General features: G+C 31.4%; 21 protein-coding genes. 19 read left to right on the plus strand and 2 right to left on the minus strand.

Features of this window, described 5'->3' with window-relative positions; genetic code table 11:
- The first annotated feature begins 233 nt into the window (after positions 1–233).
- From CD116_RS04230 to CD116_RS04250, 5 genes are all read left to right on the plus strand, one after another.
- Positions 234–1,241, plus strand: a complete 1,008-nt coding sequence (locus CD116_RS04230) for a zinc-binding alcohol dehydrogenase family protein (protein WP_047551551.1) — start codon at positions 234–236, stop codon at positions 1,239–1,241.
- A gap of 307 nt (positions 1,242–1,548) precedes the next feature.
- Entirely contained in the window at positions 1,549–3,111 is a 1,563-nt protein-coding gene (locus CD116_RS04235; protein WP_047426068.1) for a BCCT family transporter, read from the plus strand.
- Between the two features lie 176 nt (positions 3,112–3,287).
- Positions 3,288–3,824 carry an alkaline shock response membrane anchor protein AmaP gene (amaP, locus tag CD116_RS04240; protein ID WP_047426069.1) on the plus strand — a complete coding sequence of 179 codons (537 nt, stop codon included), beginning with the start codon at positions 3,288–3,290 and terminating at the stop codon, positions 3,822–3,824.
- Between the two features lie 12 nt (positions 3,825–3,836).
- The gene (locus CD116_RS04245; RefSeq protein ID WP_000002684.1) at positions 3,837–4,076 is read left to right on the plus strand and encodes a DUF2273 domain-containing protein; all 240 of its coding nucleotides are present in this window, start codon (positions 3,837–3,839) and stop codon (positions 4,074–4,076) included.
- Positions 4,077–4,139: 63 nt separating this feature from the next.
- On the plus strand, positions 4,140–4,649 hold the full coding sequence (locus tag CD116_RS04250) for an Asp23/Gls24 family envelope stress response protein (protein ID WP_000215235.1): 510 nt from the start codon (positions 4,140–4,142) through the stop codon (positions 4,647–4,649).
- Positions 4,650–4,815: 166 nt separating this feature from the next.
- Here the strand turns inward: CD116_RS04250 and CD116_RS04255 are convergent, their stop codons facing one another.
- The gene (locus CD116_RS04255) at positions 4,816–6,789 is read right to left on the minus strand and encodes an IucA/IucC family protein (RefSeq protein ID WP_047551554.1); all 1,974 of its coding nucleotides are present in this window, start codon (positions 6,787–6,789) and stop codon (positions 4,816–4,818) included.
- Between the two features lie 101 nt (positions 6,790–6,890).
- On the opposite strand from CD116_RS04255, the gene CD116_RS04260 reads away from it, so the two are divergent.
- The 7 genes from CD116_RS04260 to CD116_RS04290 all read left to right on the plus strand — a co-directional run bounded on the left by CD116_RS04260 (position 6,891) and on the right by CD116_RS04290 (position 15,985).
- Positions 6,891–8,084: an MFS transporter gene (locus CD116_RS04260; RefSeq protein WP_047449680.1), complete on the plus strand. Its 1,194-nt coding sequence runs from the start codon at positions 6,891–6,893 to the stop codon at positions 8,082–8,084.
- Complete coding sequence (locus CD116_RS04265) at positions 8,071–9,834, plus strand: IucA/IucC family protein (protein WP_047551556.1); 1,764 nt, start codon at positions 8,071–8,073, stop codon at positions 9,832–9,834. Before CD116_RS04260 ends, CD116_RS04265 begins: the two co-directional genes overlap by 14 nt.
- Positions 9,835–9,840: 6 nt before the next feature.
- Positions 9,841–10,911 (plus strand): ornithine racemase SfnaC, encoded by a 1,071-nt coding sequence (gene sfnaC, locus CD116_RS04270; RefSeq protein ID WP_047426073.1) that lies wholly within the window; start codon positions 9,841–9,843, stop codon positions 10,909–10,911.
- 477 nt (positions 10,912–11,388) lie between these two features.
- Positions 11,389–12,372, plus strand: coding sequence for an ABC transporter substrate-binding protein (locus tag CD116_RS04275; protein WP_047426074.1), 984 nt, complete (start codon positions 11,389–11,391; stop codon positions 12,370–12,372).
- An 11-nt stretch (positions 12,373–12,383) separates the two neighbouring features.
- Positions 12,384–13,415 (plus strand): FecCD family ABC transporter permease, encoded by a 1,032-nt coding sequence (locus tag CD116_RS04280; RefSeq protein WP_047551560.1) that lies wholly within the window; start codon positions 12,384–12,386, stop codon positions 13,413–13,415.
- Positions 13,412–14,380: a FecCD family ABC transporter permease gene (locus CD116_RS04285; RefSeq protein ID WP_047426076.1), complete on the plus strand. Its 969-nt coding sequence runs from the start codon at positions 13,412–13,414 to the stop codon at positions 14,378–14,380. Before CD116_RS04280 ends, CD116_RS04285 begins: the two co-directional genes overlap by 4 nt.
- Before the next feature lie 234 nt (positions 14,381–14,614).
- Entirely contained in the window at positions 14,615–15,985 is a 1,371-nt protein-coding gene (locus tag CD116_RS04290; RefSeq protein ID WP_047551563.1) for a YjiH family protein, read from the plus strand.
- 148 nt (positions 15,986–16,133) lie between these two features.
- On the opposite strand, the gene CD116_RS04295 is transcribed toward CD116_RS04290, so the two are convergent.
- Positions 16,134–16,394 carry a SunI/YnzG family protein gene (locus CD116_RS04295; RefSeq protein ID WP_047551566.1) on the minus strand — a complete coding sequence of 87 codons (261 nt, stop codon included), beginning with the start codon at positions 16,392–16,394 and terminating at the stop codon, positions 16,134–16,136.
- Between the two features lie 177 nt (positions 16,395–16,571).
- Between CD116_RS04295 and CD116_RS04300 the strand changes: the two genes are divergently transcribed.
- The 7 genes from CD116_RS04300 to CD116_RS04330 all read left to right on the plus strand — a co-directional run bounded on the left by CD116_RS04300 (position 16,572) and on the right by CD116_RS04330 (position 23,992).
- A complete protein-coding gene (locus tag CD116_RS04300) occupies positions 16,572–17,090 on the plus strand; it encodes a metal-dependent hydrolase (RefSeq protein ID WP_047551569.1) in 519 nt (172 codons plus the stop codon).
- A gap of 31 nt (positions 17,091–17,121) precedes the next feature.
- On the plus strand, positions 17,122–18,309 hold the full coding sequence (locus tag CD116_RS04305; RefSeq protein WP_047551572.1) for a UTP--glucose-1-phosphate uridylyltransferase: 1,188 nt from the start codon (positions 17,122–17,124) through the stop codon (positions 18,307–18,309).
- 18 nt (positions 18,310–18,327) lie between these two features.
- Positions 18,328–19,011 (plus strand): PAQR family membrane homeostasis protein TrhA, encoded by a 684-nt coding sequence (gene trhA / locus CD116_RS04310; protein WP_047551575.1) that lies wholly within the window; start codon positions 18,328–18,330, stop codon positions 19,009–19,011.
- 178 nt (positions 19,012–19,189) lie between these two features.
- A complete protein-coding gene (gene sdrM / locus CD116_RS04315; RefSeq protein ID WP_047551578.1) occupies positions 19,190–20,533 on the plus strand; it encodes a multidrug efflux MFS transporter SdrM in 1,344 nt (447 codons plus the stop codon).
- Positions 20,534–20,653: 120 nt separating this feature from the next.
- On the plus strand, positions 20,654–21,127 hold the full coding sequence (locus CD116_RS04320) for a SepA family multidrug efflux transporter (protein ID WP_051981589.1): 474 nt from the start codon (positions 20,654–20,656) through the stop codon (positions 21,125–21,127).
- A gap of 210 nt (positions 21,128–21,337) precedes the next feature.
- Entirely contained in the window at positions 21,338–22,780 is a 1,443-nt protein-coding gene (locus CD116_RS04325; RefSeq protein ID WP_047551580.1) for an MDR family MFS transporter, read from the plus strand.
- Positions 22,781–22,927: 147 nt separating this feature from the next.
- Positions 22,928–23,992 carry an Mrp/NBP35 family ATP-binding protein gene (locus CD116_RS04330; RefSeq protein WP_047551583.1) on the plus strand — a complete coding sequence of 355 codons (1,065 nt, stop codon included), beginning with the start codon at positions 22,928–22,930 and terminating at the stop codon, positions 23,990–23,992.
- The last annotated feature ends 399 nt before the right edge of the window (positions 23,993–24,391 follow it).

Raw genomic sequence — 24,391 nt, forward strand, 5'->3', positions numbered from 1 at the left:
AAAGTATACGTTTTTACAAATCAACTTTGTTAATTGACAAAAATTTAATAATTTTCTAATCTAAAGCAAAGTTGTTCAGTAACATGGTAGAAATAAATCTAAAATGTAATACGAAAGTTGTCTGTAATTATTTATATATTCAAATGAAAAAGGAGTCATGATGCTGCGATATAAGCACACATGGCTTCTATTTTGTATAATAAGAAATAAGTTCATAAATGAGGTGAAACGATATGAAAATGATAGGATTTGAAAAGCCCTTTAAATTGGAAGAAGGAAATTTATTTAAAGTATACGAACAAAAAACGCCAACGCCAGAAAAAGATGATATCTTAGTCAAAGTAAATAGTATTAGTGTAAATCCTGTAGATACAAAGCAACGACTAATGGAAGTCACTCAAGCACCTCGTGTTCTTGGATTTGATGCTATTGGTACCGTTGAAGCTATCGGACCAGACGTTACATTATTTAGTCCGGGTGACGTTGTATTTTATGCTGGATCGCCAAATAGACAAGGATCAAATGCGACATATCAATTGGTGTCAGAAGCTATAGTTGCAAAAGCGCCACACAACATAAGTGCTAATGAAGCGGTTAGTCTACCGCTAACTGGTATTACAGCATATGAAACGTTTTTTGATATATTTAAAATTTCACATAATCCTTCTGAAAATGTAGGCAAATCCGTGTTAATCATTAATGGCGCTGGGGGTGTAGGAAGTATTGCCACTCAAATTGCTAAACGGTATGGTTTAACTGTCATTACAACAGCATCACGACAAGAAACAACAGAGTGGTGTGAAAAGATGGGCGCAGATATCGTATTGAATCATAAAGAGGATTTAGTGCGTCAATTTAAAGAAAAAGAAATTCCATTAGTAGATTATATATTTTGCACCTATAATACAGACTTGTATTACAATACTATGATTGAACTGATAAAACCATTAGGGCATATTACAACTATCGTAGCTTTTAATGAAAATCAAGATTTAAATGCATTAAAATCAAAAAGTATAACATTTACACATGAATTTATGTTTGCGCGTCCAATTCATCGAACGCCTGATATGATTAAACAACATGAGTATTTAGAAGATATTACGAAAAATATAGAATCAGGACATTACCAACCAACAACGACACAAGTTTTTGAAGGTTTATCACCTGAAAACTTATATCAAGCACATCAATTGTTGGAAAAACAGTCAATGATTGGGAAATTAGTAATTAATATATAGTTTAGTAAGTAAAGTCGTCTTATGCAGAAAATACTGTATAGGGCGACTTATTTTTTGTGTTTAGCGACTAGTGATTCTAAAGGGAAATATGGCAATTTTGCAGGTATCAATTCATTAATGCATTAGCAAGGCATTACTTAAATACAATAAAATACTTAGTTGTTCAATGATAAATAATTTGAGTGTGATTTATATATGATTTTTAAAAGGCAAAGTATTATTAATTGCTTCTTTATAAAATTACAAATGATTAAAATGTTGCAGTTAAGGGTATGTGCTAACCATTACATAGAAAGGGTTTGTATTTATGAGAAATAAATCAGTAAGTCTTGTGTTTTGGGTGTCATTAGCGATATGTACAATATTTGTTGCTTTTGGTGCGATATTTCCGAAACAGTTAGAAAAACTCACGCAAAACATTACTACATTTATTGCGCTACATTTTTCTTGGTATTATTTATTGCTCGTTTTAGTCATTTTATTTGTCTGTGTGTATATTTTATTTTCAAGATACGCAAACATTACATTAGGTGAAGAAGGTGAAGACCCAGAATTCTCATTGCCATCTTGGTTTGCAATGTTATTTAGTGCCGGTATGGGAATTGGACTTGTGTTCTGGACAACGGCAGAACCAATCAGTCATGCCTTTAAATTAACTCCTATGCATAAAGCTGGTACGCAATCTGCCATTAATGATGCAATGCAGTTTTCATTTTTCCATTGGGGAATTCACGCATGGGCAGTCTATGGTATTGTCGCGCTTGTGTTTGCTTATTTTAGCTTTCATAAAGGGTACCCTGGCTTAGTCAGCGCTACATTGACGCCTTTATTAGGTGAAAAAGCAATGCGTGGTCCTTTAGGTGGTGCTATTGATGTTTTGGCAGTCATAGCTACAGTAACAGGCGTTGCTGCAACATTAGGATTCGGTGCATTGCAAATAAACGAAGGTTTACATTTTTTATTTAATGTACCGAGTAATTTCACGATGCAAGTAATCTTGATTGTCATTGCAACTATATTATTTACTTGGTCAGCATGGTCAGGTATCGATAAAGGCATCAAAACGCTGAGTAATATCAACATGTTATTAGCCTTTGTGGTATTAGTTGGTCTATTCATTGTTGGACCTACATTATACATTTTAAATACATTTACTAATGGTTTAGGTAATTATATTGCAAATTTCTTTAGTATGAGTTTGCGGATTCCATCAGGTGGTCAAAAATTCCAATGGTTACAAAATTGGACAATCTTTTACTGGGCATGGTGGATATCTTGGGCACCATTTGTAGGTATATTTATTGCACGTGTGTCAAAAGGACGTACGATTAAAGAATTTATTCTAGGTGTGCTTTTTGTTCCAGCGTTAGTTTGTTTTATTTTCTTTGCGGTATTCGGCGCGTCAGCAATTTATTTACAAGATAATCATATTGCCGACATTGCTAAAGCTGCGACAGAAACGGCAACTTTTGCAACGTTACAACATTATCCACTAGGTTTTATATTAAGCTTAATTACTTTACTTGTTATTATGATTTTCTTTGTTACATCAGCAGATTCAGCAACTTATGTTTTAGGTATGTTGAGTTCAAGTGGTGATATTAATCCAAAATCATTTGTAAAAGTAAGTTGGGGTATCATTATGGCGTTATTTGCTATTATCATGATTTATACAGGTGGTACACAAGCGATTCAAAATTTATTAATTATCGCAGCATTACCATTTTCAGTAGTTATTATCGCGATGATATGGTCGCTTTTAAAATCACTTAGTGAAGAAAAACCTAGAAATAGCAACAAAGTTCTAATTAAACATCGAGATCCTGATATTTTAGAATATCGCTCGTCAAAACATATTGACGAAAATTAATTAAAATTTAGGTTTTATTAACAAAAACTAGGGAATAGATAACTAAAATGGTGCTTCATCTTATATATTAAAAATAAATTTAAAGTTATTAATTTATTAGGTTTAACAAATTATTAGATGGGTACATATTTAATATGATTTTTAATTTAACTTTAACTAAGGAGGTGTCGTTAGGGGTGAAACGACTTAAAAACTTTATCCTTGGCTTATTAATAGTAGTTATTGTAGGATTCCTTTTATTCATGTATATACAAGATGGTCGTATTACTGAATATCAAGATTACTTCCTTCAATTTGAATGGTTCCAACCATTGCTTATTTCACTTGCTGCACTATTGATATTAATAGGTCTTATTCTAGTATTTAGTATCTTCAAACCTACACATCGAAAACCTGGATTATACAAAGATTTTGATGATGGACATATTTATGTGTCTAGAAAAGCGGTTGAAAAAACGGCATTTGATACAGTTGCAAAATACGATCAAGTAAGACAACCAAATGTAGTTGCAAAACTATACAACAAAAAAAATAAATCTTATATCGACATTAAAACTGATTTCTTCGTACCAAATAATGTTCAAGTAAAGTCATTGACAGAAGCAATTCGTGCAGATGTTAAGAAAAATGTTGAACATTTTACAGAAATGCCAGTACGTAAGTTAGAAGTTAATGTGAGAGATCAGAAAACATCTGGTCCACGAGTGTTGTAAGGGAGGTATATCATGGCTAATAATCATAACCAAAACGGACAAGACTCTACACAACAAGTTATTAATTTATTAAAAACTTTCAAATGGAGAATCATTGGTTTCTTAGCGTTTCTATTGATTGCTATTTTATTCTTAACGCTAGGATTTTGGAAAACAATACTAATCATCGTGTTATGTTTAATTGGATTAGGTATTGGGTATATGAAAGACCGTAAGCAAGATTTTATGAATTTTTTAAATAGATGGAGTTAATTCATCAATTTAGAATTTAATTAAAAAAATATAAAAAATCAACAAGTAAAAGGAGAATTTATTATGACTGTAGATAACAATAAAGCAAAACAAGCATACGATAATCAAACTGGTGTTAACGAAAAAGAAAGAGAAGAACGTCAAAAACAACAAGAACAAAATCAAGAACCTCAATTCAAAAATAAATTAACATTTTCTGATGAAGTTGTTGAAAAAATTGCTGGTATCGCTGCACGCGAAGTTAAAGGTATCTTAGACATGAAAGGTGGCTTAACTGATACATTCACTAATGCATTCTCAAGTGGTAACAACGTAACACAAGGTGTATCAGTAGAAGTTGGCGAAAAACAAGCTGCTGTAGATCTAAAAGTAATCTTAGAATATGGTGAATCAGCACCAAAAATCTTCCGCAAAGTAACTGAATTAGTTAAAGAACAAGTTAAATATATTACAGGTTTAGACGTTGTTGAAGTTAACATGCAAGTTGATGATGTAATGACTCAAAAAGAATGGAAACAAAAACACGAAAAAAATAATGACAACAATAACCAAGAAAGACAAGGTTTACAATAAGTCATATAATTAAAAGCTCGGCGCTTATAAGTGCCGAGCTTTTTTTGCGTTGCTTTAATTATTTATACGGCAATATAGCATGTATCGTGTAAATGTTTTACTTTAATTGATAGTAGTAAATCATGTCAAAGTTGAAATGCTAACCGACTTATCCATAGAGTGCTTTCTATTCTCTGCGATATAAAGGATTATTAACTTTTATATAAGTATAATGATGGGCCTCATCTTCAAGACGCATCGTTGTAACACATTTATAATCAATCATTGAGGCAAACATTGTAGCTTTAATTTCTCTTATGCGGGCGTCACTAACTTTATTAAATTGATGTGTAGAATGTTCTATTTGATAAAAGATATTATCTAACACATCACGAACAATAATCCATAAATGTTTTTCTAAATTTGAGTCAGTCGATGATTTAGATATTGTTAGAATTAATTCACCTAAATGATTTTGTACGGTTGAATAAAATGCTTTATTAAAGACAGAGGTTTTAGAATCAGTAAGAATTCTAGACTTTTCATGGAAATGAGATGTATCATATCCCATTTTATTCAATTGTACTTTATCAATTCTTAAACCTTCGAAATCTCTTATATACATCTTTTCTAAAAGGCCATCTTCTTGGAATGTTGCAATCGCATTTTGTAGATGTGCTTCCAAAGCAATCCCATATTTTGTTACTAACGGAATGACCAGGCCAAGTAATGCTTTACTGTATGTTTCAATCCACCATCTTGCTGATGTTTCAAATGAAGATAGTCCTGCTGATGACTGATATCGTTTGATCAGTGTTACGACAGGCGCTTCATTGTTAAATGGATAGGTTGCAACTAAACTTGAAGGTATCATTGGTGTGACTGTTTGCGGAATCATTTGATATATGTTTTCCCTGAATAAAGTTCCTAATTGTTCACTTCTTTCAGTTTGATTTTCCGACTTATCTTGGTTGTTATAAAAATGAATACCAGCAACTTCATCAATAATATTCGATGCATAGCGTTTGAAAATTGTATCGCGGTGTAGAATATCATTTAAAATGCGTGTCATTAAAGGACCATTATGTGTCGTTTGTTCGGATAATGTGCGAATCTCACCTGTTATATGAACATTCGTCGACAATTTTATATGTGGTAACATTTCTGGATATTTCGGTACTAAAGTTCTAAATGATAAACCTGCATAATAAGTTAAAGTATGCTTTGATACAACGATCGCATTTTGTGTTACTTCTTTTTGATAATCAGAAAGTAATACATCATTTAATTGCCAAGGATGAACAATCATGATGTGATATTCGCTAAAATTGATATTCTTCGAAAATTCATTTTCTAATTGGTCAATTAAATTAGGGAAGAGTCGTCGTATTGTTGCATCATAATCTTCATTAAGTGACATTGTTCTACTTAATTTGTCGTGAAGCAGTATGACTTTTAATTCAATTGGTTGCCCGAATTCTGATGAATATTGGTATGTTTGTAATGCATTTAAACCTTTACGTAACTTTGCACCTGGATGTAACGGATGCCCTTCGATAACAGCTTGTTCTGACCGTAAATAACAATCATTAAAACTTTCGACAATATTAAATAAAGGTGCATTATCATGTTGCATTGTTAATGCTTGATAGCTCATCGCAAATGTCATATTATTGGCACTGTTTATTAAATCTTGATGAAATTGTTCGCTGGCTTCATTTTCTAAATGAGGCGCTTCAACTAAAATGCAGTCAAGAATTTCATTTGGATGTTGTACACGTGCAATCGTATGCTTGTGATTATATTTAATGTAAAAAGGACCTTCAACATCAATTCGATCAAAGGCATGTTCGCCAGTAATAGGTGCATATAAAGTTCGATTAGATTGTGGAAATTCAATTTCTAGCACTTTAGATGTGGGTATGTCTAATGTATTCAAAACAGTACTAGATAAAATCTCACTACGAGATTTAACTTCAACTAAATTTTCTCGATGCATAGAAGTGACTAATCGCTGTGTGACTTTGTCTCGACCTTGTAAAATCATCTCTTTGAAAATACTCGCCCAATCACGATCGTGTTTTTGTAAAAATAAATATGTTTCTTGTTCTTCTTTATTTAATTTTAAAATTTGTTCTTTAAAAGTTAACTTCAAATTCATAATTCACCTCTATGAAATATTTTACAAAAGCAAGATTGATTTGTATAATCCATATTAATGATAATGATTCTTATTATCAACATAATACGGGTGGAAGTTTTATGACAAAATATTTTTTTAGCAGTTCATTTCTACTATTTTTAGGTAATTGGATTGGACAAATAGGGCTAAATTGGTTTGTGCTTACCACTTATCATAACGCAGTTTATCTAGGGATTGTCAATTTTTGCAGACTTGTACCAATTTTGTTATTAAGTGTCTGGGCAGGGACGATAGCCGATAAATATGATAAAGGCAGGTTATTAAGAATTACGATAACATCCTCGTTTATGGTGACTGCGATTTTATGTGCACTTACTTACACTTTTACTGCAGTTCCAATTATCGTCATCATCATATACGCGACATTAAGGGGAATTTTAAGTGCGATAGAGACACCACTAAGGCAAGCGATTTTACCAGATTTGTCTGAAAAAATGTCTACGACACAAGCAGTATCATTTCATTCGTTCATCATAAATATTTGTCGTTCTATAGGTCCTGCTATTGCAGGTGTGATATTAGCAGTTTATCATGCGCCCACGACATTTTTAGCACAATCAATTTGTTATTTGATTGCGGTTTTATTATGTTTACCATTACATTTTAAAGTGACAAAAATTCCAGAGGAAACGTCACGTTGTATGGCTTTGAAAGTTATAATAGACTATTTCAAAATACATATGGAAGGACGTCAAATATTTATTACATCGCTATTAATTATGGCGACTGGTTTTTCATATACAACACTATTGCCAGTTTTAACCAATAAAGTATTTCCAGGGAAATCTGAAATATTTGGTATTGCGATGACAATGTGTGCAATTGGTGGTATTGTTGCGACACTTATTTTACCAAAAGTGCTGAAATATATTGAAATGGTGAACATGTATTATTTGAGTTCGCTTTTATTTGGCTTCGCTTTATTAGGCGTTGTATTTCATAATATCGTTATCATGTTCGTATGCATTACACTGATAGGACTATTTAGTCAATGGGCACGTACGACAAATCGTGTTTATTTTCAAAATAATGTCAAAGACTATGAGCGTGGTAAAGTACTAAGTATTATTATGATGGATCGGGGTATGATACCGTTAGGAAGTCTTTTAATGAGTATATGTGCAGATATATTTGGCATTGTTAGAACTTTTACAATAATGGGAATAAGTACTATATGCATTACACTGGTATTCTATATAATAAATAGAAAGTTGAAGTTAAAGTTGGAGGAAAGTAAGCATGGTATATCTTGAATGGACAAAAGCGGATAGAAATATCCAATATCGCGTAATTAATGCAATCATTAAAGAACGTATTTATCCCGAACAAACATTTGTTAGGTATAAAGATAAAGAATCATTGATTGAAATACAGTATCATATGCATATGCTAACTATTGAAGTTGAAAGAAAAAGTGCTTTAGAACGCTATGAATTTAAAGGGGATATCACATATTTAAATAAAGGTGAAAAATCATTGATAATTACGTTAGAAGGATTGTTAGATGTATTAAATAATGATTTTGAAATCCCTATTACGGAGCAATTGCGAAATGAGTTAATACACAGTCGAGATAGTTTAGTTGAAACATATAAACAAATGTCTCATAGGCAGACATTGATTAGCCAAAGTTTCAAATTTTCAAGATTACCAGAAAATATTAACTTTTTTGCATGGTTACAACATATTAAAGATAGCGGTATGACAGATGATTTGACCTATTCTGAAAGTTTGGTTCCAGAGGGTCATCCAACACATCCTTTAACGAAAACGAAACTACCATTAACGATGGAAGATGTACGTGCGTATGCACCTGAATTTGAAAAAGAAATCCCATTAAAAATTATGATGATTGAGAAAGACTATGTGGTTTGTACATCAATGAATGGTGATGATCAATTTATCATTGATGAAGTCATTCCAGAATATCATAATCAAATTCGTGTGTTTTTAAAAAGTTTAGGTTTAAAAAGTGAAGATTATCGTGCAATATTGGTACATCCTTGGCAATATGACCACACAATAGGTCAGTATTTTGAGCAGTGGATTGCTAATAAAATATTAATACCAACACCGTTTACAGTAGCTTCAAAAGCAACCTTATCATTTAGAACTATGTCACTCATCGATAAACCATATCATGTTAAATTACCGGTAAACGTTCAGGCAACGAGTGCTGTTAGAACGGTTTCAACTGTAACTACTGTAGATGGCCCTAAATTGAGTTATGCTTTACAAGGCTTGTTAAATCAGTATCCAGAATTAAAAGTTGCAATGGAACCATTCGGTGAATATGCAAATATTGATAAAGATATTGCGCGTCAACTTGCATGTATTATTAGACAAAAGCCTGAAATTGATGGGCATGGAGCAACGATTGTAAGTGCATGCCTAGTGAACAAAAATCCTATCGATCAAAAGGTAATTGTAGATAGTTACTTAGAGTGGCTGAACCAAAGCATTAACAAAGAAAGCATTACAACGTTTATTGATCGATACGCGGAAGCATTAATTACGCCATTAATTGCCTTTATTCAAGAGTATGGTATTGCAATAGAAGCGCATATGCAAAATACACTCGTAAATTTAGGACCGCATTTTGATATTCGATTTTTAGTTAGAGATTTAGGTGGCTCGAGAATAGATATAACTACATTACAACATCGTGTATCAGATATTAAAATTACGAATGATAGCTTAATAGCTGATTCAATAGATACGGTGATTGCAAAATTTCAACATGCTGTTATTCAAAATCAAATGGCAGAATTAATTCATCATTTTAATCAGTATGAATGTGTCGATGAAGCGTCATTGTTTAAAATAGTACAAGAGAAAGTTGCTCATGCGATTGATCCTGCGAGACCACATGCTAAAGTATTAAGAGAAATATTATTTGGGCCAAAAATAACAGTTAAAGCTTTGCTTAATATGAGAATGGAAAATAAAGTTAGACAGTATTTAAATATAGAATTAGATAATCCGATAAAAAAAGAGGTGTAGTACTGTATGGCACATGTGAGCATAAATATATCGAAAATTAAATACAACGCCAAAGTACTCCAGACAATTTTTCAAAATAAAAATATGCAATTTACTCCAGTGATTAAATGTATAGCTGGAGATCGTATGATTGTAAATAGTTTAAAAGATTTAGGTATTACGCATGTTGCAGAATCTAGATTAGATAATATCGTTCAAATTGATGATGATGATTTGTCGTATACCTTAATACGTACACCTTCACAACAGGATATACCAATGATGATTGAAAAGGTGGATATGAGTATTCAGACTGAATTATCCACAATATATAAAATAAACGAAGTAGCGGAATCTTTAGGAAAAAAACATAAAATTTTACTAATGGTGGATTGGAAAGATAGTAGAGAAGGTGTACTTACTTACGACGTTTTAGAATATATTAAAAAAATCATTCATTTGAAAAATATTCATTTCATTGGCTTAGCATTTAACTTTATGTGCTTTAAATCAGATGCACCAACAGATGACGATATCTTTATGATTAATAGATTTGTTACAGCTGTTGAAAGAGAAATAGGATACCGTTTGAAAATTATTTCAGGGGGCAATTCGAGTATGTTGCCACAACTTTTATATAATGATCTAGGTAAGATAAATGAATTGAGAATTGGCGAAACACTGTTTAGAGGTGTTGATACAACGACAAATCAAACGATTGCGATGTTATATCAAGATGCCATTACGATAGAAGCGGAAATACTAGAAATTAAGCCACGTATTAATGCCACAACGCATGAATCATTCTTACAAGCAATTGTTGATATAGGATATTTAGATACCAAAGTCGATAATATTTATCCATTGGATCAATATATTAACATTTTAGGTGCTTCGAGTGATCATTTAATGCTTGATTTGAATGGTCAAGGACATTATCAAGTAGGCGATTATATTAACTTTTCTTTAAATTACGAGGCATTATCACATTCGATGTATATGAAAAATTTACATAAAATTTATGTTGAAGATTCAAAGATTGACACGCTACTTCAAAACTTCGATGTCAAATCACCAACAATGGTAAATCAATATTAACGCTATAAAATAAGTCTAAGTTGTAAAAATGAAAGGCACAATGAGTCGTGCCAACATCGACATTTTCAACTTGGACTATTTTTGTATGTAAACAAATAGCTATTTATTGCTGTATGAAGTGTGAATTTCTATTAAGAGCGTGTCATAGTTATATTTTCAAAGATGAAAATTGGCTCAATTGTAAAATTAATGATTGATTACCTGAATGAAGGGTGGATTAAGTATTTAGTTTATACACAGAGGATTGAGTAAAAAAGAATTCATAGATTGTTTGTAGAAGATATTGATGGTCTGCGTAATTTATCAAAGTATTTATGAACATGTAACTGTAAAACTGACAATTTAAAAATATCAGCAGGTTATAAATAAGTTTAGTATGACACTTTAGATATACAAAAATATAGAAGGCTACTTGACAATGATAATTGTTATCAATAAAATAATAAATGAAGTTTATACATATTAAGGAGTGGAACGATGAGAGGTCTAAAAACTTTTAGTATATTGGGATTAATAGTTGCCTTATTTTTAGTTGCAGCTTGTGGAAATACTGATAACTCTAGTAAAAAAGAAGCATCGACTAAAGATACAATTTCGGTAAAAGATGAAAATGGTACAGTAAAAGTGCCTAAAGACGCAAAACGTATCGTTGTTTTAGAATACTCATTTGCAGACGCATTAGCAGCATTAGATGTTAAACCGGTTGGAATTGCTGATGATGGCAAGAAAAATCGTATTATCAAACCAGTTAGAGAAAAAATTGGAGATTACACATCTGTAGGTACACGTAAACAGCCAAACTTAGAGGAAATTAGTAAATTAAAACCAGATCTAATCATCGCTGATAGTAGTAGACATAAAGGTATCAATAAAGAATTAAATAAAATTGCACCTACATTATCATTAAAGAGTTTTGATGGTGACTACAAACAAAATATCGATGCATTCAAGACAATCGCTAAAGCATTAGATAAAGAAAAAGAAGGCGAAAAACGTCTTGCTGAACATGATAAATTAATCAATAAGTATAAAGAAGAAATTAAATTTGATAGAAATCAAAAAGTGCTTCCAGCAGTAGTTGCTAAAGCTGGATTATTAGCACATCCAAATTATTCATATGTTGGTCAATTTTTAACAGAATTAGGATTTAAAAATGCGTTAAGTGACGATGTAACAAAAGGTTTAAGTAAATACTTGAAAGGACCTTACTTACAATTAGACACTGAGCATTTAGCTGACGTCAATCCAGAACGTATGATTATCATGACGGATCATGCTAAAAAAGATTCACCTGAATTCAAAAAGTTACAAGAAGATGCAACTTGGAAAAAATTAAATGCGGTTAAAAATAATCGTATTGATATTGTCGACCGTGATGTTTGGGCAAGATCTCGTGGTTTAATTTCTTCAGAAGAAATGGCTAAAGAGCTTGTTGAATTATCAAAAAAAGAACAAAAGTAAGGTGGAAGTAAATGGCTATTAAACAAATTAGTAGCCAATCCGCTATAGATTATAAAAGAAAAAGACGCACAACACTCACATATATTGTGAGTGTGTGCTTTCTTTTTATTTGTGTTTATTTAAATATGGCGATTGGTTCATCAAAAATTAACTTTAGCGATATCGTACACTATCTTTCTGGTCATACCGATACAAAAGCGTCATTTTTATTACATAATGTACGCTTGCCACGTATGATAGCAGGGCTATTTATTGGTGGTGCTTTAGCAGTATCAGGATTACTAATGCAAGCAATGACACGTAATCCACTTGCGTCTCCAAAAATATTTGGTGTTAGTTCTGGTGCATCATTCGTCATTGTTTTAGTAACTATTATTATTCCTTCGCTAGAATATTATGCATTATATTTAGGGGTAATTGGTGCCTTTGTAGGTGGTTTAACTGTCTACACGCTTTCAGGTGCTACAAAAGGAATGACGCCAATTAAATTAGCTTTGGCTGGTATGGCAATCCATTTGTTTTTTAGCAGTATGACTGAGGGAATCATTATTTTGAATGAAAACTCAAATGAGCAGGTAATGTTTTGGCTTGTCGGTTCACTATCAAGTATGAAATGGGATGAAATTTTAACAATATTACCATGGATTATTGGAGCTTTAATTGTAACAATTTTTATTGGAAGACAATTAACAATTATGGAACTCGGTGATGATATTGCTAAAGGATTAGGACAAAATATCAATAAAGTTCGAATTATAATAGGGCTATTAGTAATCATACTTACGGGTATGTCTGTATCAGTAGCTGGACCGATAGGATTTGTTGGTTTAATCGTGCCACATATTGTAAAGCGATACGTAAGTAAAAATTATCTAGTAATGATTCCATTAACATTTATTATAGGTGCGAATTTATTACTTCTATCTGACGTTTTAAGTCGTTTAATTACGTATCCATATGAATCACCAGTAGGTATTGTTACATCATTCGTAGGTGCACTTTACTTCTTATTTATAACAATTAGAGGGGTGAAAAGAATATGATGACAGCAAAAATGATTCGTCGTTATAGTTTAATTGTAATCCTTTTAATTATTAGTATTTTCATCAGTTTATGCGTAGGGTCAGTAATGATTCATCCAATTGATGCAATAAAAGGAATATTTACGCAAGATGATTTTATTTTAAATGAGTACCGGATTCCACGAACATTACTTGGAATTATTATAGGTAGTAGTCTTGCAATATCAGGGGCTATTATCCAGGCTGTAATTAGAAATCCATTAGCTTCTCCAGACGTCATTGGTATTTCTAAAGGTGCAAGCTTGGCAGCTGTTATTATTATTATGATTTTTCCAACAGCCCCATTATTCGTATTACCTATCGGCTCATTTTTGGGGGCATTTGCTGTAAGTTTATTTTTATCATTTTTAATTTCTAAGTATGACGTTAAAGGTTCAAAGTTGGCTTTAATTGGTTTGGCTATTGGTGCCATATGTACGGCAATCGTTCAATTTTTGTTAATTAGAAATCCATTAGAAGCGAATAAAGCACTAGTTTGGCTAACAGGTAGTTTATATGGACATGATATGTCTAATATTTATACGATATTACCTTGGTTTTTAATTACAATTCCAATTATCATTTTATTAAGTTATCAGTTAGATGTATTAAACTTAGGCGATGCTGTTGCTACGGCGCTAGGTTTAAAAGTTAAGACAATCAAAATGTTGTTATTAATTTTAGCAGTAGTATTAGCGGGATCTGCAATATCTGTAGTAGGTGGTATTAGCTTTTTAGGTTTAATCGCACCACACATTGCGAGACAACTAATAGGTAATAAAACGCTACATGTCATCATTATGTCAGGATTAATAGGATCAATATTATTAACATTTGGTGACGGTTTGGCGCGTGGAATTCATCCACCACTTGATATACCTGTAGGTGTCATCATTGCAATTATAGGTGCACCATATTTCTTGATATTATTACGTAGAATAAAATAATAAGTTTTATTAAATTGATTACACGGTTGAGTACGATTGTTAAAATTGTACTTAACCTTTTTTAGAATTCACCTTGAAAAAACAGCAATAATAGCGTATATTTAATTACTGTAATTATTCATTATTTTGCATACATAAACATTTTCGGCATTGAATTGATATGAAATATGATTGTTTAATGAATAGAATATTGTATATACTTAAAACGAATATATAGAGAAACGGATTGATTTTATGGATAGCTTTTCAAGGAAAGAGATAGTCATTGGGAGACTTAAATTTATCACAATGTCTTTAATAGGTATCTTGTTATTTCTAATACCTATAACAGTTGAACAAGATGGTCAAAAGCAAACTACGTTACCAGTTGCATTTTTAGCCGGGGTACTTAAAGATGCATTAGGTGATGTTATGCCAATATTAATTGTGACGATAATTACTTTATCAGGTATTCTAACGTTGATTTGTTCTACTATTTTAAAAGATAAGTTGAAACCTGATGGATTAATGCATAATGCTTTTAACGTAAGGATTGGTTGGTTAATTTTACGTATACTAGCGGTTATATTTGCATGGATGACGTTTTTACGAATTGGATCAAAAGTAATATATTCTGATGAAACGGGAGGGTTACTTTTTTCTAGCTTATTGCCAACATTAGTAGCTGTATTCTTGTTTGCGGCATTATTTTTACCTTTATTAATGGAATATGGATTGCTAGAGATGTTAGGACCAATTTTTAGACCAGTTATGAGACCTTTGTTTACGTTGCCTGGACGTTCGACAGTCGATAATTTAGCATCGTTTATTGGAGATGGAACAGTAGGTGTATTAATTACAAGTAGACAGTATGGCGAGGGTTACTATTCTCGCCGTGAAGCAACAGTGATTTCAACAACATTTAGTGTTGTTTCTATAACATTTGCTATCGTTGTTGCTGAAACAGTGCATATGCAAAATCAATTTTTTGCTTTCTATTTATCTGTTATCGTATCTTGTCTTGTTGCAGCTGTCATTATGCCGAGAATTTGGCCATTGAACAAAATTCCTGATGAATATGCTAAAGAAGTACCCGAAAGTGCGCGTACAGAAGCATTGCCAGAAGGTAAGAGTGCATTAAGACATGGATTTGATACGGCAACAGAAGTAGGTATTAAAGCGCCAGGATTTATTGACTTCTTTAAGTCTGGATTGAAAACAGTTATAGATATGTGGTTTGTTATTTTACCAGTCGTTATGAGTATTGGTACAATCGCTACAATTATTGCGAATTATACACCATTGTTCGTTATTTTAGGTAAACCATTTGTGCCATTTTTAGAATTAATGCAAATACCGGAAGCGGCACAAGCTTCTCAAACGATTATTATTGGTTTTGCTGACATGTTTTTACCTTCTATATTAATTGAAGGTGTACAAAATGATATAACTCGCTTTGTTATTGGTGCACTGAGTATTTCACAATTAATCTACTTGTCTGAAGTAGGCGGCGTCATACTAGGTTCCAAGATTCCTGTAAGCATAGGCAAATTGTTTATGATTTTCTTAATTAGAACCATTATCACATTGCCGATTATTTCTTTGATGGCACACCTTTTGTTATAGATATATGGAAAAGGACAACTGTTAAAATTTAGGGGGACAGTTGTCCTTTCGTATATGCTAATGATGTTGTGTATGTCTCTGCTTGTTTTAAATGAATCAAAAAAATCATTCATGAAGCCCTCAATCATGAATGATTTTTTTATACAATTTATTTAGTTAATTCATTGTAAACTTTTTGATCGTTTTGAGTGTAAATAATGTATTCGTGGTCCTCAGTATCGATAATAACGCGATTTGTTTTACCAAATGTTGAGCCGATTCTAGATACATCTTTGCTATCTAGTTTAGGAACTGCGTGAATATCTTGGTCTTGTGTAATATTTTTAATTGCACTTGTAGGAATTTTGATATCAGCAACTCTCCATTGAATACGCACTTCATTATTATCTTTCTTTACTGTCATTGCCATTATTCAAACACATCCTTTAAATATTTTGTAAATATATCATAAACGATTTTGTAATCGTTTTCAAGACTTTATGTGATACTTTTTTAAATTGTGTCATACTAATGACGTTTGACACGAAAATACGTTCGTGTTTTTGGTGGAAATGTGGTAAAATACGTATACTTAAGGAGAACGATTATGACAGGTAAAACACATGCATCATGCGGTATGCTCGTTGGGGCAATTACAACGCAATACTTTCAAACAGATATTTTTTCTTCGGTAACAATTATAATTTTAGCCACTATAGCAAGTTTGTTACCGGATATATGTCACACTCAAAGTAAAATTGGACGACGATTTAAGTTGGTTAGTTTTTTTATAAGATTAATTTTTGGTCATCGAACCTTTACACATTCAATATTATTTATAGCAATTATAACGTTTTTGTTACACATCATACAAACGCCTAGTTATTATATGGTAGCTATTATAATTGGTTTATTGTCACATGTTATACTTGATATGATGACACCTAAGGGCGTTAAGTTATTTTATCCGTTACCGTTTAATGTTAGGTCTCCAATACAATTTAAAACAGGTGGATTTGTAGACTTATCTTTAGCGACTGCATTAATGGTTGGGACAGTTTATGTTTTATTTCAACCTTTCATCAATGATATAATAAGCAATTGGAATAATAAGTTTTTTAAATGAAAAATGATACAAACTCAGCAGGAGGCATAAAATGCTAGATAAAAATCAATTAGCTAAGTATAAGCAAGATCATTTATGTGAGTATGAAAAATTAATGAGCAATAATGAAAAAGAAGCGTTAGAAGAGAAAGTTGATTCTTTAGACTTAGATTTTATTGCTAAATTATATAATGATTTATATATCAATAAGAAAATAATTGATGATATATCTTCAGTTTCTGAAGTGAAATACGATGTGAAATCAAAATTTAAAGATGAAGACATTAAACAATTAGAAGAAAAAGGGTTACAAGCTATTAAAGAAGGGAAGTTTGCAGTTCTTTTAATGGCTGGCGGACAAGGTACACGACTTGGTTATAAAGGACCAAAAGGGTCATTTGAAATTGAAGGTGTTAGTTTATTTGAATTACAAGCAAAGCAATTAAAGCAGTTGCAACAACAAACTGGTCATACGATTCAATGGTATATTATGACAAGTGATATTAACCATGAAGAAACATTAGAATATTTTGAAGTGCATGATTACTTTGGCTATGATAAAGAATCGATTCATTTCTTTAAACAAGACAATATTGTAGCACTTAGCGAAGAAGGTAAATTAATTTTAAATCAGCAAGGTCGTGTTATGGAAACACCAAATGGTAATGGTGGTGTATTTAAATCTTTAGACAAGGCAGGATACTTAGAAGAGATGTCTAATAATGGCGTTAAGTATATTTTCCTGAATAATATCGACAATGTTTTAGTAAAAGTATTAGATCCTTTATTTGCAGGATTTACTGTTGAACATGATTATGATATTACGTCAAAAACAATTCAACCAAATCCAGGTGAAAGTGTTGGACGTTTAGTTAATGTAGATTGTAAAGATACAGTTTTGGAGTATTCGGAATTAGATCCAGAAGTTGCCAATCAATTTAATAATGCTAACATTGGTATTCACGCATTCAAACTTGGTTTTATTTTAAATGCGGTAAATCGTGAATTACCTTATCATTTGGCTGTAAAAAATTTAAAACAATTAGATGAAAACTTTGGAATTATTGAACAGCCGACTTTAAAATTTGAATTGTTCTATTTCGATATATTCACATATGGAACAAGTTTTGTAACACTACAAGTACCTAGAGAAGAAGAGTTTTCACCTCTTAAAAATAAAGAAGGTAAAGACAGTGTTGCAACTGCAACAGAAGACTTACGTAGAATGAGATTAATTTAATGGTAGGCGGTGACTATGATGTCCAAATCAAGAAAAAAGGCTAATGACACAATTGTAGAAACATTTAAGGATATCATTCCATTATCATTTGGAGAAGAAATTGGTAATGCAGCATCTCATGGTGTAGCTGCTTTATTAACATTACTAGTTTTACCGTATGCAGCAGTTCATAGTTACATTATGAACGGTACTTTAGGTTCGGTAAGTATGTCCATTTATGTTATTTCAATTTTTATGATGTTTATGTCATCTACAATTTATCATTCTATGCAGAATGAAACACCACATAAATATATATTAAGAATTATTGACCACAGCATGATTTATGTTGCTATATCAGGAACTTATACTCCGATTTTATTAACAGTAGTAGGTGGATGGATTGGTTGGACAGTTTTTATTTTGTTATGGGGAACAACGCTGTGGGGCATTTTATATAAATCTATTGCAGTTAATGTCAATCATAAACTAAGTTTAATCGTATACTTAGTGATGGGGTGGGTTGGTATTATATTGCTACCTATCATATTTATTCGTACCTCATGGATATTTATTTTATTCATATTCTTAGGTGGGGTATCTTATACAATTGGAGCATGGTTTTATGCTCAAAAGAACAGACCTTATTTCCATATGATTTGGCATATTTTTATTGTCCTAGCATCATTATTGCATTTAATTGCAATTTTATATTTTATGTAAATTCGTTTTTTAGTGAAAGGTGGAGGGAACTCCGCTTTTTTTATTCCTCAAATCATTCTAATAGAGTATTGTTTTATTTTAAGAGTATCGTTATGATTTGAAAGTTGAAAAAAATATACATAATTCGGGTATGTAAAAATTAAATTCTTTAATTTTACAAAAAAGAAGGGGGTAAATTATGCGTTTGAAATCAATTGTAACAGTAGTAGCTTTAATTTTAATCATGTTTATGGCAGCTATAGAATCATCTATCATTTCACTTGCTTTACCTACAATAAAAAAAGATTTAAATGCAGGAAATTTAATATCATTAATATTTACAGCATATTTTATCGCGTTAGTTATTGCTAACCCGATAGTAGGAGAATTACTTTCAAGGTTTAAAATTATTTATGTTGCAATTGCTGGATTGCTTTTATTTAGTATAGGTAGTTTAATGTCAGGTTTAAGTACTAATTTTACTATGCTAATAATCTCTAGAGTTATACAGGGGTTTGGTTCTGGTGTATTGATGTCATTGTCTCAAATTGTGCCGAAATTAGCATTTGAAATTCCGTTACGATATAAAATAATGGGCATTGTTGGCAGTGTCTGGGGAATTTCAAGTATTATTGGTCCATTATTAGGCGGAGGCATTTTAGAATTTGCTTCATGGCATTGGTTATTCTATATAAATATACCAATCGCTATTATTGCTATCATATTAGTTATTTGGACTTTTCATTTCCCAGAAGAAGAAACGGTTTCTAAATCAAAATTCGATACTAAAGGACTTTCGCTGTTTTATGTTTTTATTAGTCTGATTATGTTTGCTTTATTAAACCAACAATTAATTTTCTTTAATCTAATAAGTTTTATTCTAGCAATTGTTGTAGCAATTCGATTATTTAAGGTTGAAAAAAATGTATCTTCACCGTTTTTACCAGTAATGGAATTTAATCGATCAATAACTTTAGTATTTATAACAGATCTTTTAACGGCGATTTGTTTAATGGGATTCAATTTATACATTCCAGTATATCTCCAAGAGCAATTAGGATTATCACCTTTGCAAAGCGGATTAGTTATTTTTCCTTTATCGGTAGCATGGATAACATTAAATTTTAATTTACATCATTTAGAAGCTAAATTATCAAGAAAAACAATTTATTTACTTTCATTTACGTTGTTATTATTAAGTAGTATTATCATTGCATTCGGCATTAAATTGCCACTGCTAATTGCAGCAGTATTGATATTAGCAGGACTAAGTTTTGGATATATATATACGAAAGATAGTGTAATCGTACAAGAAGAAACAAGTCCGATACAAATGAAAAAAATGATGTCATTTTACGGATTGACTAAAAATCTAGGTGCATCAATAGGATCAACGATTATGGGATATCTTTACGCGTTACAATCTGGGGTGTTTGGCTCCAATCTTCATAATATTTTAGGCGTTGTTTCTATAATATGTATTGGTCTTATTTTTGTCTGGATTAAAATCTTTAAAGAATATCCACCTCAAACAAAAGAATAGAATTATATATAAAATTGATGTAGTGTAATTAAAGTAAGAAATAATAAATTTACTTGACTATAGTTAAATAGATTGCAATATATGTGATTAACTTTTCAATACACGATATTAAGGAGGGCAATGGTTGTGAATTTTTTCAAACATAAATTTTATAATTTATTAACTACAATGATTGTTCTCTTTGTGTTTGTATTGTCCGGTGCAATATTTTTAACATTTCTAGGCTTTGGACTTTATGGTCTAAGTAGGCTACTTATATACTTTAGATTAGGTGATTTCACGTATAATAGAAATATGTATGATAATTTATTGTATTACGGTAGTTATATCATATTTGGTTACTTTATCATTTTTGCAGTCGAACATTTAATGGATTATTTTAGAAAGATGCTTCCTGAAAATGCGTATTTTAGAGGAACGACATTCCATTTAATATCTTATGCGGTTGCTACAACATTATTTTACTTCATTATTCATTTACATTATGTGTATATTAATATTGATTTTTGGGTCATTATGGTGATCATCGGTTTTCTTTATGTATGTAAACTTCAATTTTATCCTGAAAGTAAAAATCTCAATAATAGAAAATAAACATTTGGAGTTTGGGGCATATTTAGGTGTTCCAAATTCTTTTTTATTAAATTGAGTTATTTGACACGACGTGTTTGAGTAACTAATTAGTGGTATTTAAAATGTTAGATCTATATTGATAGGTTAAAATTTGTTGGTTATTTTGATGTTTCAAAGTCAAAGATTAATGATGAAACATTAAATAAAATTTAGTTGAAAGGAGGAAATACAATGTCCAATGTTCAATTATCAACGCGTAGACGAAATTTTATAGTAGCTGTCATGTTAATAAGTGCCTTTGTTGCAATATTAAATCAAACCTTATTAAATACAGCACTACCAAGTATTATGAGAGAATTAAATATTAATGAAAGTACATCTCAATGGTTAGTGACGGGTTTTATGCTTGTAAATGGTGTCATGATTCCTTTAACTGCATATTTAATGGATAGAATCAAAACTAAACCATTATATCTAGCGGCAATGGGAACATTTTTAATAGGTTCTATTGTAGCAGCTATAGCGCCGAACTTTGGCGTTTTGATGTTAGCGCGAGTGATACAAGCTATGGGCGCTGGTGTACTCATGCCGTTAATGCAATTTACATTATTTACTTTGTTTAGTAAAGAGCATAGAGGATTTGCCATGGGGTTAGCAGGTTTAGTAATTCAATTTGCACCAGCAATCGGTCCAACAGTTACTGGTTTAATTATTGATCAAGCAAGCTGGCGTGTGCCATTCATTATAATAGTAGGTATAGCTTTAGTAGCATTTATATTCGGTTTAGTTTCAATTTCAAGTTATAATGAAGTAAAAGTTACGAAATTAGATAAACGATCAGTGATGTATTCAACTATCGGATTCGGATTAATGTTATATGCATTCAGTAGCGCAGGTGATTTAGGATTTAATAGTCCCATTGTTATTAGTACAATGATAATTAGTTCATTTATCATTTATCTATTTATTCGAAGACAATTTAATATTAGTAATGCGCTTTTAAATTTAAGGGTCTTTAAAAATCGAATATTTGCATTATGCACAATAAGTTCAATGATTATTATGATGTCAATGGTAGGTCCAGCATTACTAATACCACTTTATGTACAAAATAGTTTAGCTTTATCTGCTTTGCTATCAGGCCTCGTAATTATGCCTGGTGCGATAATAAATGGTATTATGTCGGTATTTACGGGGAAATTTTATGATAAATACGGACCTAGACCATTAATTTATACTGGGTTTACAATATTGACAATTACAACGATAATGTTATGTTTTTTACACACAAACACCTCATATACGTATTTAATTATAGTTTATGCCATTAGAATGTTTTCAGTTTCTTTATTAATGATGCCAATTAACACGACTGGTATAAATTCTTTGAAAAATGAGGAAATCTCTCATGGTACGGCAATTATGAATTTTGGTCGTGTGATGGCAGGATCATTAGGAACAGCATTAATGGTTACATTGATGAGTTTTGGTACAAAAATATTTTCAGCTACATCATCTTCACATTTATCTCCGATTGAAATAAAGCAACAATCAATAGCGATTGGTGTAGATATTTCATTTGCGTTTGTATCAGTTTTAGTTATCATTGCATTTGCGGTTTCACTATTTATTAAAGAATCAGAAACACTAGAATCTAATAGAAGAAAGTTTTAAAATAATTGCAACAGTTGGTCTATTGAAAATAATAGGCTAACTTCTTTTTTTATTTAATAAAAAGTTTTATACTTTTATTGGTAGACTACGTAAAAATTGATATTTGTAATTATGTAGATATTTTAAAAAGGTTAAGGGGGATTTACTTTGTTAACGGTAGATCAAGTAAAAGATTTAGTAGGAGAAATTAAAGATCCTATTATAGATGTACCTTTAAAAGAGACAGAAGGTATTGTAGAAGTTTCTATTAAAGAAGAAAAAGAGCATGTAAGTGTTAAGCTAGCAATGGCACAATTGGGTGGTGCACCACAATTAGATTTACAAATGGCTGTTGTTAATGTTTTAAAAGAAAATGGTGCGAGAACTGTGGGCATTCGTTTTGAAACATTACCTGATGATAAAGTAAATCAATTTAAACCTAAAGAAGAAAATAAGCCGAAAACTATAGAAGGACTTTTATCACAAAACAATCCAGTTGAGTTTATTGCAATAGCATCTGGTAAAGGTGGCGTTGGTAAATCTACTGTTGCAGTGAATTTAGCAGTTGCATTAGCTCGTGAAGGAAAAAAAGTAGGATTAGTTGATGCTGATATATACGGATTCAGTGTTCCAGATATGATGGGAATCGATGAAAAGCCTGGAATTAAAGGCAAAGAAGTAATCCCTGTTGAACGTCATGGCGTTAAAGTTATTTCGATGGCGTTTTTTGTTGAAGAAAATGCACCAGTAATATGGCGAGGACCAATGTTAGGTAAAATGTTAACGAATTTCTTTACAGAAGTTAAATGGGGAGACATTGAATATCTAATACTAGATCTTCCACCTGGAACTGGAGATGTAGCACTTGATGTACACACGATGTTACCTTCAAGCAAAGAAATTATAGTTACAACGCCTCATCCAACAGCAGCATTTGTTGCTGCTCGAGCTGGTGCAATGGCGAAACATACAGAGCACTCTATTTTAGGTGTTATAGAAAACATGAGTTATTTTGAGAGTAAAGAAACAGGGAATAAAGAATATGTATTCGGAAAAGGCGGTGGAACTAAGTTAGCGGATGAGTTGAATACACAGTTACTTGGTGAATTACCATTAGAACAACCGTCTTGGAATCCAAAAGATTTCTCACCTTCTATTTATCAACCTGATGACCGATTAGGTAAAATATATAGTTCTATTGCACAAAAAGTTATAGCATCGATAAATAAATAGGTATAAAATAAGCTAAACGTACAAAATTACTTTTATTTTGTACGTTTTTATATTGAATTGTTATAGAATGCTGGTAAAATAAATTCTTGTGTTAAGCAATCACGTTTTGAAATAGAACATGAATTACAAACACGAAAATTTTAAAAAAAGTTATTGACTTTAAAATCTAAAGTTGGTAATATTAAAAAGTCGTCAAAAACGGCAAGTGGTTTTTAAGGAAGTGTTTCAAAAGTGTAAAACTTACTATTGAAACTGCTATAAAAACGATATAGAATAAATAAAGTAATCGTTCAAAAAGTTATTGACTTCTAAAAATAAACGAAGTAAAATGAAAGAGATTGAACATTAATGAACATTGAAAACTGAATGACAATATGTCAACGTTAATTCCAAAAACGT

The sequence above is a fragment of the Staphylococcus schweitzeri genome, from assembly GCF_002902405.1.
Classification (GTDB): Bacteria; Bacillota; Bacilli; order Staphylococcales; family Staphylococcaceae; genus Staphylococcus; species Staphylococcus schweitzeri.